The 14,051-nt window shown below is 44.4% G+C and carries 7 protein-coding genes; 1 reads left to right on the plus strand and 6 read right to left on the minus strand.

Annotation, left to right across the window (positions count from 1 at the left end; translation table 11 throughout):
• Positions 1–14 precede the first annotated feature (14 nt).
• Positions 15–2,117, plus strand: coding sequence for a Tex family protein (locus KUV50_RS11300; RefSeq protein WP_222580263.1), 2,103 nt, complete (start codon positions 15–17; stop codon positions 2,115–2,117).
• Positions 2,118–2,249: 132 nt separating this feature from the next.
• On the opposite strand, the gene lptC is transcribed toward KUV50_RS11300, so the two are convergent.
• The 6 genes from lptC to KUV50_RS11330 all read right to left on the minus strand — a co-directional run bounded on the left by lptC (position 2,250) and on the right by KUV50_RS11330 (position 13,944).
• Complete coding sequence (gene lptC / locus KUV50_RS11305; protein ID WP_222580264.1) at positions 2,250–2,816, minus strand: LPS export ABC transporter periplasmic protein LptC; 567 nt, start codon at positions 2,814–2,816, stop codon at positions 2,250–2,252.
• Between the two features lie 68 nt (positions 2,817–2,884).
• A complete protein-coding gene (locus tag KUV50_RS11310) occupies positions 2,885–5,899 on the minus strand; it encodes a gliding motility-associated C-terminal domain-containing protein (RefSeq protein ID WP_222580265.1) in 3,015 nt (1,004 codons plus the stop codon).
• 244 nt (positions 5,900–6,143) lie between these two features.
• Complete coding sequence (locus KUV50_RS11315; RefSeq protein WP_222580266.1) at positions 6,144–7,586, minus strand: sulfatase; 1,443 nt, start codon at positions 7,584–7,586, stop codon at positions 6,144–6,146.
• Between the two features lie 330 nt (positions 7,587–7,916).
• Positions 7,917–11,381: a pyruvate carboxylase gene (locus KUV50_RS11320; RefSeq protein ID WP_222580267.1), complete on the minus strand. Its 3,465-nt coding sequence runs from the start codon at positions 11,379–11,381 to the stop codon at positions 7,917–7,919.
• A 202-nt stretch (positions 11,382–11,583) separates the two neighbouring features.
• Entirely contained in the window at positions 11,584–12,603 is a 1,020-nt protein-coding gene (gene metX / locus KUV50_RS11325; protein ID WP_410000047.1) for a homoserine O-acetyltransferase, read from the minus strand.
• A gap of 45 nt (positions 12,604–12,648) precedes the next feature.
• Entirely contained in the window at positions 12,649–13,944 is a 1,296-nt protein-coding gene (locus KUV50_RS11330; RefSeq protein WP_222580269.1) for an O-acetylhomoserine aminocarboxypropyltransferase/cysteine synthase family protein, read from the minus strand.
• Positions 13,945–14,051 lie beyond the last annotated feature (107 nt).

Genomic DNA, 14,051 nt, shown 5'->3' on the forward strand with positions numbered 1-14,051 from the left:
CACGATCAAAAACCATGATTTCGAAAATAATCAGCCAGCAAAGTGGTATTGCCATAAATCAAGTCAACCCGGTAATCAATCTTTTGAATGAGGGCGCCACCATTCCCTTTATAGCACGCTACCGAAAAGAACAAACAGGTTCACTTGATGAAGTTGCGGTCTCCACCATACAAAATGAATACAAAAAACTGCAAGACCTCATCAAGAGAAAAGAAAGTATCCTAAAATCCATCGAGGAGCAAGGTGAGTTGACCGACCGCCTTCGGACTACTATTGGAAAATGCTGGGACGATAAGAAGCTGGAAGACTTGTACCTTCCCTTCAAAAGAAAAACACAAACCAAGGCAGCCAAAGCCCGAAAAGCCGGTTACGAAGGTCTGGCAAAAATTATCATGGCTCAGAAATCACATAACGTTCGGGAACAGGCTGAAAGATTTGGCAAGGCAGAGGACGCCATTGAAGGTGCTCAACACATCATTGCAGAATGGGTCAGCGAAAATCCCGCCGTCAGAAATATCATACGAAATATTTTTTCCAGGAAAGGCATGCTGCATGCGAGAATGGTGAAAGACATGGAAAAAAAAGGAGAAAAATTCAAAGATTATTTCGATTCAAATGAATATCTAAATAAAATGCCATCCCATCGGTTACTAGCCGTATTGAGAGGGGAAGCAGAAGGGGTCTTAAAAGTGAAAGTCGATGTGGAGTTCGAGGAGGTCATGGATAGAATAGGCCGGTATTATATCAAAAAGGATAGCGATGCGGTTCCCTACTTGGAAGCTGCCATACATGATGCTCTGAAAAGATTGATCCTACCTTCCATAAGAAATGAAGTACTCAAAGACGCCAAGGAAAAAGCGGATGAGGAGGCGATCCGGGTTTTTACACGAAATGCCGCTGAACTATTACTTTCACCGCCATTGGGAGCCAAACGCATCCTGGGTATTGATCCTGGATTCAGGACGGGTTGTAAAGTGGTATGCCTGGATGATTCAGGAAACTTATTGTACCATACCACCGTTTATCCACATCCGCCTCAAAACCAAATCACCAAAGCAGAGGAAATGATCGTAAAGCTGGCTCATAAATATAAGATCCAGGCGATCGCTATCGGAGATGGTACGGCAGGCCGGGAAACCTATCAATGGCTCCGAAAAACAACACTGAATGAAAATACCGAAATATTTCTTATCAATGAAGACGGAGCTTCGATTTATTCGGCATCAGAATTAGCCCGCGAAGAATTTCCCGACAAAGATATTACTGTTCGTGGCGCTGTATCCATTGCACGTCGGCTTATGGATCCATTGGCGGAGCTGGTCAAGATCGATCCCAAATCTATTGGTGTAGGTCAATATCAACACGATGTCAACCAAAAGAAATTAAAAGAAAGTTTGACAGAAACCGTTGAATTTTGTGTGAACAAAGTGGGAATCAATGTCAATACGGCAAGCAAACATCTGCTGAGTTATGTATCAGGGTTAGGCCCTACTTTGGCGGGCAACATCATTGAATATCGCACGACGAAAGGACGGATAAACAGTATTGAATCCTTAAAAGAAGTTCCCCGACTCGGCGAAAAAGCATTTGAACAATGTGCGGGTTTTTTAAGAGTGAAGAAGGGTCTCAATCCATTGGACAACACCGGAGTCCATCCGGAAGTTTACGGACTGGTTCATAGAATGGCTCATGATTTGGGAAAAACGACAGAACAACTGGTGGCCAATGATGAGATTCTACAGACCATAGATCTCACCAAATATATCACGCCGGAGACAGGACTACCAACCCTAAATGATATCATCAAGGAATTGAGTAAACCGGGACTGGACCCCCGATCAAAGGCAACACCAAGAGAATTTACAGCTGGCCTGGAGCGGATTGATGACCTGTCCAATGGACAGATAGTACAGGGTGTGGTCACAAACCTGACCAAATTCGGCGCATTTTTGGATATTGGAATAAAAGAATCTGCTCTTCTTCATATTTCACAAATAGCTGACCGGTTTATATCAGACCCCGCTGAAGAATTGTCAATCAACCAGGAAGTGAAGGTCAAAGTACTGGAGGTGGACATTTCCCGGAAAAGAATTAGCGTGACCCGGAAAGGAATGTAGAGGATGGAGCAATCTGGAAGTGCTTACTTCCTCCGGTATTCATGTACCTGAACAATACGGATAACAGCGACCAAGCTGCATCTTTCGGAGTTGCTAAGTTGTCATTCAATGTTACTTTGTCTCCTTCCCGCTTCAATTCACCAAACCTTCCAGTTGCGGAAGGGGACGTTTCCCGGTCGTTTTTTCGAATTCAATCTCTGTAAAGTCCTGATTGGCCGTAAAACCATAACCATAAATGATTTCATTTGGCCGGGTCAGCCGAGCAAACCGATCCGTAAATATTTTTCCTTTACGTTCATCCCATTTTAATTGGCTGGTCTCTAATTTTTCACCCTGGACATTTTCAAATACCACACTGTCAGAAGCAATCACCAGATAACTATCTGGCAATCGCTCTGCGTATTTCGATGTCAGGGTCGCATAAGATTTTTCTTCCTTAAAAAAAGTAACCAGGATCCCTTCCGGAAAGATATCTTTTTCGGGATTGGTGGTTCTTCGTTTAAGCACCGGAGCCTCCAGTTCCATTAGTTTTTTTGCATCGTCTGTATACTCCATCGTCACATCATAGGCTATGTCGCTTTCCATATCGTCTGCATTCGGAACGATCAATTCCGAAACTACCTCCTTATCATCACATCCAAAGGCTAATAATATCAGCAGCAGCATGGTACCGAAGGTTGGTATTGGTTGTATTTTCATATTGTATTAACTGTCATATTCCAGGAACTATTTACTTCAACACCAGAGTGATCCAATTGGTTGACTGCTTATTCAATTAGTAAGATCTCTCCTGCCAGATCTTTTTTAATCTGATCAATAAACTCGACCTGAGCACTATACACATAGATGCCTGGTATAAGCTTTTTCCCGTCTACTCGACCGTTCCATCCCAGTTCAAACTGATTGGGTGGAAAATCTGATCGCGTAAATAACAAATTGCCCCACCGGTCGAATACATTAAATTTTACAATCCGCGCAATATGCGGTCCACCGTAGATGGTCACAAAACTGTTTTGACCTCCTTCCTCGGGAATCACCACATTGGGGACTCCGACAGTTCTCAAAGGAATTACAAGTATTTGCAACTCGTCTTGTGCCGTACAGCCATCCTGATCAGTACCGGTCAAGGTAAAAGTCGTATTAACCACCGGCATCGATGATACCCGGGCACAATCTTCGCAGTCAACCCGATCGATTGGTGACCAGCTCCATGACATTTGGCGGTCTGGTGGCTCATAAGCACTCCCCAATTCGAGCGATTGACCCAAACGTATGAAATTTGCTGAGTCACCCTCTGTCGTTATTTGTACCACCAACTCTTCCGGTTCAGTCAGGTTCACGGTGATCTCGTTATTGCAACCGTTTTCATCCTGAACGGAGACCTTATACTGACCGGCAGCCAATTGATTAAAAACCGGCGTGGGCGAATGGGTACTACTTCCTAACGTGTAAATATATTCTCCACTTCCGCCCGTCGCTGCGACCCGGATCAATCCATTCTGGTCGCCAAAACACACTAAATCCATTTTTTCTTCGAGGCGAACTTGAAGTTCTGGCGGCTGCCGTAGCGTCAAAGATGCTTCGGCAATACAATCATTCTGATCAAAAACCTCAACATGATAATCTCCGGCAGGTACATTAATCAATAGCGGGGAATTCGCCCCGTTGTTCCATTGATATCGATAATCCGGGGTTCCGCCTTCCACCGAGATACTAATCTTACCATTCTGTTCCCCAAAACACGAAATATGGGTCGTATCCACTGCTACCGTCATGGAATCGGGTTGATTCAGTTGTAATTGTTTAAAAGCTGTACAATCATCCTGATCCCTGATCGCGACGTAATAGGTTCCCGCCTGAAGATTGCCATACGAGGCATTGGAGCTATAATTACCTGTCGTATCAAAGTCAAATTCATACGGTTGGCGACCACCGTTAACGATCAACTCAATCTGGCCATCTGAATACCCAAAGCAGCTCGGTTCATGGAGCATTGATTCATCCACATTGAGATCGATCTCGCTGAGCAGCACAAGCGTGTCTTCTTGACACCCCATCTGGTCACGGACCAAGACCGGGTAAATACCTGCCTGTAGATCCGTTCGGGTATCTACGTGGGTAAACCCCTGACCATCTTTAAAATCATACTCAAACTCCGGAAAAGTTCCTGATACATCCAGCCGAATCGAACCATCCATCCCACCTCCACACGATGCATTGGTCAGAATCTGATCGATCACAATCGGCAAGGGCTGTTCCAGCAGATAGGTTTCAGAAGCTGAGCATCCGCGTTCATTGCGTACGGTGAAGGTGTACGCATCGGGTTCAAGATCTGTTCGGATCTGTTCCGTATTTCCATCCGACCAAAAAGAAGCGGTCACCGGTGACGGCGAATCAAAATTAACGCTGATCTGACCATCACCATAACCATGACACGAAATTGAATCGACTACAGCGGTTATTTCGATGGGGTCTTCTACTTCAATAACAGTATCCAATGCGGTCACACATCCGATATCACTTTCCAGGTTAAGAATCAACGGTTTACTCCCCCCCTCAGAAAAAGAAATGGAATGAGGACCGGCGCCGTTCAGGTTTCCAGATGTACTTGTGCCGGAATACACCCATTCATATGAAGTTATCTGACCACTGATGCTGTTTTCCTCCGCATAAAATCGAATTTCTTCGTCCGGACAATAAACAGGCTTATCATCGAGAAATATCATTTTGGCATCAGGACCTGCAAACTCACCATCGCCCCCAAATTCCAACCGAAATCCGGAGCCCGATTCACTAAAATTATTGACGATCAATGCATAGGCTTTCCCCGCTTCCATTTTAATGGGCGCCAAAAAATTTGTATTTCCTTCCTGACAACCTCGTTGTTCTGACGTACTCGTCTCTCCCACCCGGAGTCCGGTGGGTCCAGTACATACCTTCCAATCATCAAAGGGTTCCCCCACATTTTCTCCGGAGGCCATGCATCGGATAACTTTTTTGTTCTGACAATCATCAAGTCCGCGAGGCAACTCGAAAACGGCAAAGTCAAGGTCATCGACCGGATTAATAGGATCCAACGTGAATGTCAAATCCCCATCGTTGCGGGCAATCCATTTGAACCAAACACTAGAAGATTCAGAATTACCATCATCTTCTCCAGTGACAGGATCGGTATCCAGACACGTATCATCAGCTTCATCTTGGATTTTTCCGGTTCCCGAAACCAGATCGACCTTTATGGTTTCCTTGTCACACAGCACGGTAGCATCAGGACAGTCGGATGAATATTCAGGCGTAAATTGAAAATTGTTCACACAGAGCTGGAACCGACCATCATCATTGTTCCTGGAACTGACCCGGAGAAAATAGGTGGCTCCCAAGTCCAGATCCCCGACAGTAAGTTCTATAAAATTCAGGTTCCGGGCATCGGAGTTGCAACTTACGATTCCAAGATCATCACAATCTCCTTTATAAAGCGCCATCTGGGGTTGCAGGAGCGTATTTTCATTATCAAACCGGGAAGCCCCTCTGACCACAATATTTATATTTTCAAAAGTAGGCTTAAATTGAAACCAGATATCTTTTACGCCGGAATCTTGTGGAAAGCACGTAGGCCGATCTACACCGGAATCAGTTTGGTTTCCCAGATTGTAGGCTCCATTTTCAGAACACAAATCGATCAAGGTGTCAAGTAATACCGGATCATTGCAAGAACTTCCCACTTGCGTTATTCCATGAGAATAAAGCAAAAAGGTAAAAATAAATGGTAATAAGATCCTCATAAACGAGTCCAATCAGAGTATAAAATCGACTATCTCTTAGCGTCTTAGCCATCCAAGCCGTCAGCGCGGCATTTCACGATCAAGGTATTACATTCTTTTTATATCCCTGTTACCTGGTCCGGTTTTTAATACATTGTTAAGTGGAACCATTCTTCAGTCTTCTCGCCCACACCCCCTTGAGCTTTCGGAATGCAGAGATCATTATCCTGTGTCAAAAAATCTAATGAGGGTACATGTGTTTGGATCAAAACGGTCCGGGATCAGATACCGAAACAGCCGATTGTGAAGCACCCGGCATCTCTCCCCTTTTTCGATCGATGTCCAGTGCGGCTCCACTTTCCCGACTGTACCAATCCGGTGTGAGTTGCTCTGGATGAGTATCCCCCGTCTGTTCCATCCACAACATCATGATCTTGCGTAACTCTGACAATTTCGTATCCATAGCCGGATCTGCTACTATATTAATAAGCTGCAATGGATCTCTTTGGCAATCAAACAGTTCTTCCCGAGGCCGCGGACTCAGAAATACATCAACCTGGGCTGCTGTCAACTGATGTTTCGTTCTTTTATCTTTTAGTTCCACAAAAGATGGGCTGTTATTGGAGTCTGCGGGTCCCTGGTTAGGCAAATTTGGTCGAAGATTGAGTATATATAAATAATCTCTTGTACGCACCATTCGTTCCAATGCTTCATGATCGTGCCAATTGTGTTCTGAAAATATATAGTTTCGAAATGGCATATTTGGTGCATTGAATAATTTAAGAAAACTCTGGCCCTGCATGCTTTTTAAAGGTGGCGCGCCAGCCACCTCAAGCAATGTAGCACCGATATCAATCACACTAACCAGACTTCCAGAAGTCTGTCCTTTTCCATTCATTCCGTGGGGCCACTTTACAATCAGGGGTGTTTTAACTCCACTATCATATAGTCGTGTTTTACACCGGGGGAAAGGCCGTCCATTATCTGAAATAATCATGATCAAAGTTTGATCTGCAACCCCTTGTACTTTCAGTTCGCGTTCGACTTCTCCGATATAGTAATCAAACCGCATAATTTCATCATAATATTTGGCTAAATCCATCCGGGTTCCTAGGGAGTCCACCAGAAATGGAGGAACTTGAACATCTTCTGGATGGTGCTGGCCCTCAAACATGTTTGGTCCCCACCCCCGATGCGCATCTGTAGCTGCTAACCAAAGAAAAAAAGGCTGATCTTTCGGTCGGTTTTGCAATAGAGGAACCCACATTTTTTCACCACCCGGTCCTAAATCATCCCGCCCATCGTAAATCACATCAAAACCCCGTCTGGGCGCATTACCCATATGCCACTTCCCAGCTTGGCCGGTGAAATAGCCCGCTTCTTGCAATTTCTCCGGAAAAATACCAACCTCCGGAGGTAGCGGGGTGTGCAACTCAGCCGCGCCCGTATTGTGCGGATACCTGCCTGAGATAATGCTTGTCCGGCTGGGACTGCATGAACTGGTCGTCAAATAGGCATTGTCGAATCGCATACCCTCGCGTGCGATCCGGTCCATGTTCGGGGTTTTGACCACTTCGTTCCCATAGCAACCTACATCATTCCATCCGATATCATCGGCAATAATCAGCACAATATTGGGTAGATCCAAAGAGGTTTGTCCCGTCACATAGCTGGTTACAAAGAAAAAGAAAAGGGGTATAAATCGCACGAGTTAACTAAATTATTGATCCAAATTCATGTAATAAATATCCGAAGGTATTGGCGTGGCTACCGCCCTACCAATAAATCCTACACGCTGATCATTCTTCCTTGCACCATGCCTCCGTATCCTTTACTATTCGTGCATAAACCATCAGCGCCTACACATCACCGCAAGAACTACCTCGGCACAATCCTCTGCGTGCTGCCTCAGTTTTAGTCGCGGAACAAAGCTGAAGAATCGACATTAGATCTTTTCTCTCCATGGGTCGGTTAAAACGGAATAAAAATCAATTCCCATAACCAGCTGACTGCATTGTTATGACAAGCAACTCAGGTGTCATCCTCTTTCGGGCTGTATTTCCACGACCAGATCATCCTGTTCCACCATCGTTTTTTCCGTGAGGAAAACTTTTTCTACGACCCCGGCCATTGGTGATGCAATGGTCGACTCCATTTTCATGGCTTCTATGACAAACAGAGGTTGATTTTTCTTTACGGTATCACCTTCTTCAACGAAAATTTTAGAAAGATTACCTTGCAATGGAGAACCAACCTCAGTAACCTTCTCTGCTTTACGATGCTTTTTGACGACTACATTCACTGAGTCATCCTGTACCCGTACGGTTCGTGTTTGACCATTCAGTTTGAAGGTAACAAACACTTCGCCATTATCATTGGGGGTGGTCTTATACACGTATTCTATGAGAAGGGTTTTCCCTTTGTCCATATTTACAAGAATCTCCTCTCCTTCTTTCATTCCATAGAAGAATGACCAGGTCGGTAAAGTCCTGACCATGGCATACTTATCATAGTGTTCCTGATATTTTTCGTAAACTTTAGGATAAAGCTTTGCTGAAAGAAAATCGAGGTAATTTACATAGGGCCCATAGGTCGTTTTAAAATCTTCAAATTCAGACTCCAAATCAATGGGATCCAATTGGGAATTGGGACGATCGGTATATGGGGTGACATCTTGAAGGATTGCATTTTGTAATTCTTCCGGAAAACCTTGGTAAGGCTGTCCGAGGTCACCTTTAAATAATGCTTTTACACTTTCCGGAAAAGAAAGTTCTTTCGCTTTCGTCCTGATGTCCGCTTCGGTCAGGTTGTTGGACGTCATAAACATAGCCATGTCCCCGACCACTTTTGACGAAGGGGTCACTTTAACAATATTTCCAAAGAGCTTATTGGCGATCCGATAATTTTCCCGAATGGTATCAAATTTATCTTCGAGCCCCAATCCACGGGCCTGTGGACGAAGATTGGAATATTGTCCCCCGGGAATCTCGTGGCGGTACACGCTGGCCGTACCAGCTCGTAACTCCGTTTCAAAAGGATAGTAATAAGATCTTACAATTTCCCAGTAATCCGAAAACCGATCCAGGCTTTTCAGGTCAATGTCTCTTCCTCGGGGCTGCCCCTGCAAGGTGGCGACCAAAGAATTGAAATTTGGCTGGCTGGTTAATCCGGACATTGCACTCAATGCTACATCCACCACATCGACTCCTGCTTCAATGGCTTTGAGATAAGTAGCAGATTGCATAGAGGATGTATCGTGGGAATGCAAATGCACGGGAATCGAAACCGACTCTTTCAGAGCAGGGATCAGTTTTTCAGCAGCATAGGGTTTTAATAAGCCGGCCATATCTTTAATAGCAAGAATATGAGCTCCCTCATTCTCAAGCTCACGGGCCAGCTTTACATAGTATTCCAGATCATATTTTTGCTTCTCGGGATCAGAAATATCACCGGTATAGCAAATGCATGCTTCAGCCAATGCATCGGTATTATTCACTACAGTTCGGATGCTGGTCCGCATATTCTCGATCCAATTCAGCGAATCAAAGATTCGGAACAGATCGATCCCATTTTCCCAAGCTTTCTCTATAAAAGACACGATCAGATTATCGGGATATGCTTTATACCCTACCCCATTTGAGCCTCTAAGGAGCATCTGGAGCAAAATATTAGGTATTTTTTCCCGGATCAACTGCAATCGCGTCCATGGATCTTCTTTTAAGAACCGAAGTGCCACATCAAAAGTAGCTCCGCCCCATACTTCCATCGAAAAGACATCCTGACCATGATTTTTGGCGAAACTTTCAGCGACATTAAGCATATCCAATGTACGCATCCGTGTCGCTAACAAGGATTGATGTGCATCGCGAAAAGTCGTATCCGTAAAATGAATCTTCTTCTCGTTCTTTAGCCAATTTGCAAATTCCCGGGGTCCTTTCTCAGTTAAAAGTTGTTTGGTTCCATTCGGATAATCCGCATTCGGTGAGAAATCCGGAACTACAGCTGGTTTTTCTGTTTTGGTGGGATCCATATACTTTACATCCGGGTTGCCATTCACGATAACTCCGGCCAAGTATCGAAGTAATTTTGTGGCCCGGTCTCTGCGTCGCATCACATTGGTCAGCTCAGGTTTTGCAGCAATCATATTGACCGTGGCCTGACCATTTCTAAAATCAGGGTCATTGAGCAGATTCAACAAAAATCCAATGTTGGTTTTCACTCCACGGATTCGAAACTCGATCAATGCCCGATAGAGCCGATCAGCTGCTCCGTCCAAAGTACGCCCCCATCCGGTCACCTTGACAAGCATACTATCGAAAAACGGGCTAATGGTTGATCCCGGAAAAGCACTTCCTGCATCCAGTCGGATACCAAAACCACTAGCAGACCGATAGGCGATCAGTGTACCATAATCCGGTTTAAAGTTGTTCTCCGGATCTTCCGTTGTTACCCGGCATTGTATCGCGTAACCCTGAGTTTTGATATCTTCCTGACTTTTGATATATATCAGCTTATGAGAAAGTTCATACCCCATAGAAATCAGTATCTGCGTCCGGACAATATCAATCCCGGTAATTTCCTCGGTAATGGTATGTTCCACCTGGATCCGGGGGTTCACCTCGATAAAGTAAACATTTTGGTCTTGATCTACCAAAAATTCTACCGTTCCGGCGTTCACATAATTTACATGCCGGGTGATCTTAAGTGCGGCGTCATACAATTGCTGTAACGTGCTATCACTCAATCCAATACTAGGCGCCACTTCAACTACTTTCTGAAACCGGCGTTGGACCGAACAGTCCCGCTCGTACAAGTGAACAAGATTGCCATATTGATCCCCGAGGATCTGTATCTCGATGTGTTTCGGATTTTCAATAAACTTCTCCAGAAAAACTGTATCATCACCGAATGCCGTTTTTGCTTCACGTCGCGCTTCTTTAAAAGCGGATACCAAGTCATCTTCTGTCCGGACAACCCGCATACCGCGACCACCACCGCCTGCAGCGGCCTTCACCATAATCGGAAAGCCGATACGCCGGGCTTCACTAAGAACGGCATCTTCAGAATCAATATCTATTTGGCTATCCTGGATGGTAGGCACTTTCATTTTTTCTGCAATCTCCTTGGCGCGTACTTTATCACCGAGCGCATTCATTGTTTCTGGTGTGGGACCTACGAAAATGATTCCTTCTTCCCGACATCGTCGGGCAAAATGTACATTTTCTGAAAGGAATCCGTATCCAGGGTGGATAGCATCTACCTCATTGTCCTTGGCTATTTTAATAATCTCCTCAATGTCCAGATATGGACTCAATGGTTCATCCTTGGGTCCGATGAGATAAGCTTCATCCGCTTTGTATCTGTGTAAAGAATACCGGTCTTCGAAAGTATATATTGCAATCGTTCGAAGATTGAGTTCTGTCGCTGCCCGGAATATGCGAATGGCGATTTCACCCCGGTTAGCTACTAATAATTTCTTGTAACGTTTGTGTTGGTATTCCATATGTTCGGTGTTAGTTAGTAGTTGTTAGGTATAAGGATACTATCTTGTCAAAATGTATGGTATCGCAGCAATCCATAGTCTCATTCACATCCAGGATGATTAAGAGGATTACTAACCGATTCCATTAAATACGGATAACATAATAGCTATCATCCAGCGAAATAACAATTAAAAACTCAAAATTATAAATTCATTCGCAGATTCAGGTATTATTATTCCAAAAACTACGAACCATATCATCCAAAAGATCCCACTCAATCAGGAATCCATCATGACCGAACGGTGTGGATATCTCCAGATAATGACTGAGTTTTAGACATTTGGCAATCCTTCGTTGCTCATTCACCGGAAACAAATAATCAGATTCTATCCCCACGACTAAGGCTCTCGCCCGAATATGTGACAGCGCTTCTTCGACACCGCCTCTTCCCCGGCCAACATTGTGACTATCCATGGCCCGGGTCAGATAGTAATACGACTGGGCATCAAATCGATTGCTTAATTTTTGACCTTGATATTGTAAATATGTACTGGCTCTGTAATTAATTAGTTTGTCAGGATGATCTTGTTGAGTTTGATGAAAGGCCTGATAATTCCTATAAGATAACATTGCCACTGCCCGTGCAGCTTCCAGTCCTTTTTTGCCGCTATCAGGTGTTGAATCCCACAGCGTCGGATCGGCCTCCAGGGCCATTCGCTGCGCTTCATTAAAAGCGATTCCCCAGGGAGAATGGACCGCATTTGTTCCGATCACAAATATATTCTCGAATAACTCGGGGTGCATAATATTCCATTCGAGCAATTGTTGACCACCCATGGAACCGCCGGCTCCCAGGACGATCTGGTCAATGCCTAATTTCTGACGCAATAAGTCCATGGCACGAACCATGTCTCTGTTGGTCAGAAGAGGGAATCGGTCCCCGTAGGGTTTCTTGGAACCGGGTTCGACAGATCGGGGGTTGGTACTCCCATAACAAGAACCCAGCATATTCACACAGACAATAAAGTGCTTGCGGGGATCAAATACCTTCCCCTCTCCCACCAGGCCAGGCCACCATTCCTGTGGTTTACTGTTGGCAGTTAAAGCATGACAGATCCAGATAACATTGGATCTATTTTCATTTATCGTCCCCAGCGTATCGTACGCCAATTCAAACCGGGGTAATTCTTCTCCATTTTCCAAAGGAAAAGGCTGATTGTATGTAAAAGTGCTCAAACTCATAAAATGAGGCCTGACATCTTTTAGACATCAGGCCATTATAATATTTTAAATTTGATCAAATGCTTGTTGCAGATCATTCTTTATGTCCTCGATATTCTCAATTCCCAAAGAGATCCGTAGCGTGGTCGGGTTGACACCCGCGTTGCGCTGCTCTTCATCGGTTAATTGTTGATGCGTCGTAGCCGCAGGCTGTATGATCAACGTTTTGCAATCACCGACATTGGCCAAATGAGAAATCAAATTCAACGAATCTACAACTTTGATAGCGGCGGATTTATCGCCGTTCAATTCAAAAGAAAGGACGCCTCCAAATCCATTTTTAAGATACTTTAAAGCAACCTGATGGGTCGGATGCTCAGGGAGCCCCAAATAGTTCACCGATTTTACTTTTGGATGATCCTTCAACCATTTTGCAAGCTCTAAAGCATTCGCACAAGTTCGTTCCATTCTCAAGCTCAATGTTTCCAGGCCCTGAATCATTAAAAAACTATTGAAAGGACTTGGAGCGGGTCCAAGATCACGCAACCCTTCGACCCGGGCACGTATGGCAAAAGCAATATTTCCAAAAGGTCCATCCTCACCAAAAATCTCCCAGAAGTTCATACCATGATACCCTTCTGATGGCTCAGAAAACTGTGGAAACTTTCCATTTCCCCAATTAAAGTTACCCCCGTCTACGATCACACCACCGATCGATGTTCCGTGTCCTCCGATCCATTTGGTTGCAGCATGTGTTACGACATTGGCCCCATGCTTTAAGGGTTGACACAGATACCCGCCAGCCCCGAAGGTATTATCAACAATAAGCGGTAAATCGTGCTTTTTAGCAATCGCAGCAATCGCTTCAAAATCCGGAACATTGTAACTTGGATTCCCTATGGTTTCCATATAAATTGCTCGAGTATTTTCATCAATCTGATCTTCAAAAGTGCTGGGTTCAGTCGGGTCAGCCCATTTTACATTAATCCCCATTCTTTTAAAGGTGACTTTGAACTGGTTATAACTTCCACCATAAAGATCCTGGGAGGATACAAAATTCTGCCCTGAATCGACGATATTCGTGATGGCCAATAACTGAGCGGATTGACCTGACGCAGTTGCCAAGGCAGCAGTCCCCCCTTCCAATGCAGCCATTCTTTTCTCAAAGACGTCGCTGGTCGGATTCATAATCCGCGTATAAATATTACCAAATTCTCTCAGCGCGAAAAGATTCGCACCATGTTCGGAGTCTTTAAACTGAAAACTGGTCGTCTGATGAATGGGTACAGCCCTAGACATGGATGTCGGATCAATTTCATGCCCTGCATGCACCTGAAGTGTCTCAAATTTTAAATCTGCCATTTTTTTCTGATTTGAAGGTTTAAATAATTAATAAATTACAGGTGTTCGTACCGTTTTACAGCGTCCTGAACAAAAAATATAGGTATATAAATATCAGAAAAATTGAT

Source organism: Membranihabitans marinus (assembly GCF_019802045.1).
Lineage (GTDB): Bacteria > Bacteroidota > Bacteroidia > Chitinophagales > Saprospiraceae > Membranihabitans > Membranihabitans marinus_A.

Bases quoted from the DNA above. Each gene is read 5' to 3' on its own strand.
- KUV50_RS11300 (WP_222580263.1), top strand. From the start codon at position 15: ATGATTTCGAAAATAATCAGCCAGCAAAGTGGTATTGCCATAAATCAA.
- lptC (WP_222580264.1), bottom strand. From the start codon at position 2,816: ATGAAAATACAACCAATACCAACCTTCGGTACCATGCTGCTGCTGATA.
- KUV50_RS11310 (WP_222580265.1), bottom strand. From the start codon at position 5,899: ATGAGGATCTTATTACCATTTATTTTTACCTTTTTGCTTTATTCTCAT.
- KUV50_RS11320 (WP_222580267.1), bottom strand. From the start codon at position 11,381: ATGGAATACCAACACAAACGTTACAAGAAATTATTAGTAGCTAACCGG.
- metX (WP_410000047.1), bottom strand. From the start codon at position 12,603: ATGAGTTTGAGCACTTTTACATACAATCAGCCTTTTCCTTTGGAAAAT.
- KUV50_RS11330 (WP_222580269.1), bottom strand. From the start codon at position 13,944: ATGGCAGATTTAAAATTTGAGACACTTCAGGTGCATGCAGGGCATGAA.